2 protein-coding genes and 1 pseudogene are annotated in these 3,900 nt (G+C 71.9%); all 3 read left to right on the top strand.

Annotated elements, in window-relative coordinates; all coding sequences use genetic code 11:
• On the top strand, positions 1–1,574 hold a 1,574-nt coding region (locus tag RIM90_RS30925; protein WP_309064051.1), incomplete at its 5' end, for a UvrD-helicase domain-containing protein.
• 437 nt (positions 1,575–2,011) lie between these two features.
• Positions 2,012–3,421, top strand: a complete 1,410-nt coding sequence (locus RIM90_RS30920) for an NAD-dependent malic enzyme (RefSeq protein WP_309064050.1) — start codon at positions 2,012–2,014, stop codon at positions 3,419–3,421.
• Between the two features lie 410 nt (positions 3,422–3,831).
• Positions 3,832–3,900: pseudogene (locus tag RIM90_RS30915) on the top strand (integration host factor); the annotation flags it as partial.

The following is a 3,900-nucleotide window of genomic DNA, read 5'->3' as shown; positions in this document are numbered from 1 at the left end:
CCTCCGTGACCTACGTCGAGGGCGGCCCCGGCACCGGCAAGACCGCCGTCGCCCTGCACCGGGCGGCCTACCTGCTCTACCAGGACCGGCGCCGGTACGCGGGCGGCATCCTGATCGTCTCGCCCACCCCCCTGCTGGTCGCCTACACCGAGGGCGTGCTGCCCTCCCTCGGTGAGGAGGGCCAGGTCGCCATCCGCGCCATCGGCTCGCTCGTCGAGGGCGCCGAGGCGACGCTGTACGACTCCCCGGCGGTGGCCCGCGCCAAGGGGTCGTCCCGCATGCTCAAGGTGCTGCGGAAGGCCGCGCGCGGAGCGCTGGAGGGGAACGATTCGCCGGAGCGGCTGAGGGTCGTCGCCTTCGGCCGTCGGCTGGAGCTCGGGGCCGGGGAACTGGCGGACATCCGCCGCACCGCCCTCGGCGGCACCGCCCCGGTCAACCTGCTGCGCCCCCGCGCCCGCAAGCTGCTGCTCGACGCCCTGTGGGAGCGCTCCGGCGCGGCCGGCCGGCACACCGACCCGGAGCTCGCCGCCGAGCTGCGCTCCTCCTTCGACGAGGACATCGCCTCCGAGGACGACTTCATCGCCTTCCTCGACGCCTGGTGGCCCGAGCTGACCCCGGCCGCCGTCCTCGGCGCCATGGCGGACGAGAAGCGCCTGGGCCGCTGGTCCCGCCGCGTCCTCAACCCCGGCGAGGTCCGCAAGGTCGCCCGCTCGCTGCAGCGGGACGGCCACTCCGTGCACGACATCGCGCTCCTCGACGAGCTCCAGGCCATCCTCGGCACCCCGGCCCGGCCCCGGAAGAAGCGCGAGATCGACCCGCTGGACCAGCTCACCGGCCTGGAGGAGCTGATGCCGGTGCGCGAGGAGTCGCAGCGCGAGCGGGCCGAGCGGCTCGCCCAGGAGCGCGTCGAGTACGCCCACGTGATCGTCGACGAGGCCCAGGACCTCACCCCGATGCAGTGGCGCATGGTCGGCCGGCGCGGGCGGCACGCCACCTGGACGGTCGTCGGCGACCCGGCCCAGTCCTCCTGGTCCGACCCCGACGAGGCCGCCCAGGCCCGCGACGAGGCCCTCGGCACCCGCCCGCGCCGCCGCTTCGAGCTCACGGTGAACTACCGCAACCCGGCGGAGATCGCCGAGCTGGCGTCCAAGGTGCTCGCCCTGGCCATGCCCGGCTCCGAGTCGCCGAGGGCGGTGCGCTCCACCGGCGTCGAGCCGCGCTTCTCCGTCGCGGGGGACTCGCTGGGCGGGACCGTGCGCGCGGAGGCGGCACGGCTGCTGGACCGCGTGGACGGCACCGTCGGTGTGGTCGTCGCCATGCAGCGCCGCGAGGAGGCCCGGCGCTGGCTCGACGGGCTGGGCGACCGCGTCGTGGCGCTCGGCAGCCTGGAGGCCAAGGGCCTGGAGTACGACGCCACGATCGTCGTCTCCCCGGCCGAGATCGCCGACGAGTCACCGGCCGGACTGCGCGTCCTGTACGTCGCCCTGACGCGGGCCACCCAGCAGCTGACGGTGATCTCGCAGGAGCGCGACGAGCCGGACGCGGCCGGGGTGCCGGATCTGCTGCGGGACTGATCCCGGCGGACCGGTCCGGTCCGGTGGACCGGTCCCCGAGCGTCCCCGCGCGAAAAACCGTCCGCGGTACGGGAATGGTCTCCCGGGATCCTTTGTTAGCCTGGACGTGGCACCGGCCCGATCCAAGCCCCCGGGCCCAACCTTCGTCGCTACGAGCGACCACTTGCCGCGAGGCGAGCATGGCGGGTCGGTGTCATCAAACGTGCGGGAGGCCCGCGTCACCTGATGTGACGTGGGCCTCTTTCGTTGCCCGGACCCCTTCACCGGAGCGGATCTTCTCTCGTATGGTGGAAGAAGTTTTCCGAAGGTGCCGGAGATACCCGCTCCGGACGCGAACAAAACGTTCGCAATTCGAAGCGGCTACCGCGTACTCGGTGGTAGGTGCGACGATCGGACGGCACAACGCAGCGACACGGTGAAAGCAGAGGAAGTCCGCCATGGCAACGGCGCCCAGCGTCTCCTACTCGATGACGATCCGGCTGGAGGTGCCCGCGAGCGGAACCGCGGTCTCCCAGCTCACCGGGGCTGTCGAGTCCCACGGAGGCTCGGTGACCGGCCTGGACGTCACGGCGTCCGGCCATGAGAAGCTCCGCATCGACGTCACCATCGCGGCCACCTCCACCGCCCACGCCGACGAGATCGTCGAGCAGCTGCGCGGCATCGAGGGCGTCACCCTGGGCAAGGTCTCCGACCGTACGTTCCTCATGCACCTCGGCGGCAAGATCGAGATGGCGTCGAAGCACCCCATCCGCAACCGTGACGACCTGTCCATGGTCTACACGCCGGGTGTGGCCCGCGTCTGCATGGCCATCGCCGAGAACCCCGAGGACGCCCGCCGCCTCACCATCAAGCGCAACTCCGTCGCGGTCGTGACGGACGGCTCCGCCGTGCTGGGCCTGGGCAACATCGGCCCCAAGGCCGCGCTGCCGGTCATGGAGGGCAAGGCGGCCCTGTTCAAGCGGTTCGCCGGCATCGACGCCTGGCCGATCTGCCTCGACACCCAGGACACCGACGCGATCGTCGAGATCGTCAAGGCCATCGCCCCGGGCTTCGCCGGCATCAACCTGGAGGACATCTCCGCCCCCCGCTGCTTCGAGATCGAGGCCCGGCTGCGCGAGGCGCTCGACATCCCCGTCTTCCACGACGACCAGCACGGCACCGCGATCGTCGTCCTGGCGGCCCTCACCAACGCCCTGCGGGTGGCCGGCAAGGGGATCGAGAACATCCGCGTCGTCATGTCCGGCGCCGGCGCGGCCGGCACGGCCATCCTGAAGCTGCTGCTCGCCGCGGGCGTGAAGAACGCCGTCGTGGCCGACATCCACGGAGTCGTCCACGCGGGCCGCGCGGACCTGGTCGACGCCGCCCCCGGCTCGGCCCTGCGCTGGATCGCCGACAACACCAACCCCGAGGGCCTGACCGGCACGCTGAAGGAGGCGGTGCGCGGCGCGGACGTCTTCATCGGCGTCTCCGCCCCGAACGTCCTCGACGGCGAGGACGTGGCCGCGATGGCCGAGGACGCGATCGTGTTCGCGCTCGCGAACCCCGACCCCGAGGTGGACCCGGCGATCGCCCGCCAGACGGCTGCCGTCGTGGCCACCGGGCGCTCCGACTTCCCCAACCAGATCAACAACGTGCTGGTGTTCCCCGGTGTGTTCCGCGGTCTGCTGGACGCCCAGTCCCGCACCGTCAACACCGAGATGATGCTGGCCGCCGCGCAGGCGCTGGCCGACGTGGTGACCGAGGACGAGCTGAACCCGAACTACATCGTCCCCAGCGTGTTCAACGACAAGGTCGCGGGCGCGGTGGCCGGTGCGGTGCGGGAGGCGGCCAAGGCGGCCGGGGCGTAAGTCCCGCGGCCCCGTGGCCGGCCGTCCGCCCGGGGCTGTGAGGATCGCCACGGCAGGATTCGCACCGGCGCGTCGTGGAACCCGTAGGGCCAGGCAGCCCTCTAGGGTGGCGGCCAGACTCGGGCGCAGGCCCCTGCGGTCCGTTGCCGGAAGCGGACTGAACGTCACCGAATCGGGGTCGTGGCGTTCTTCGTGTGACTCCCTCGGGTGTTCTCACGACTCCTGCGGGTGCCGGATTGGCTTTACCGCCGCAGGTAGAGGCAGGATGCGTCTCTGGGCGCGAGGGTCTGACGACGGACCCGGGTCCGGGGACTCACCGAGGAACCTGGCAGCATCGGCTTCGCCGTGCCCTACATGCGGCTCCGCCGCGTGGCACGCCTCAACGGCAAGAAGAACACGGGAGTAACAACATGAACCGCAGTGAGCTGGTGGCCGCGCTGGCCGACCGCGCCGAGGTGACCCGCAAGGACGCCGACGCC

Origin of the sequence: Streptomyces sp. (assembly GCF_031181555.1) — a bacterium.
Taxonomy (GTDB): domain Bacteria; phylum Actinomycetota; class Actinomycetes; order Streptomycetales; family Streptomycetaceae; genus Streptomyces; species Streptomyces fimbriatus.
The sequence above is the reverse complement of the archived record's forward strand: the minus strand, read 5'-3'. Positions and strand labels throughout refer to the sequence as shown.

Bases quoted from the DNA above. Each gene is read 5' to 3' on its own strand.
- RIM90_RS30920 (WP_309064050.1), top strand. From the start codon at position 2,012: ATGGCAACGGCGCCCAGCGTCTCCTACTCGATGACGATCCGGCTGGAG.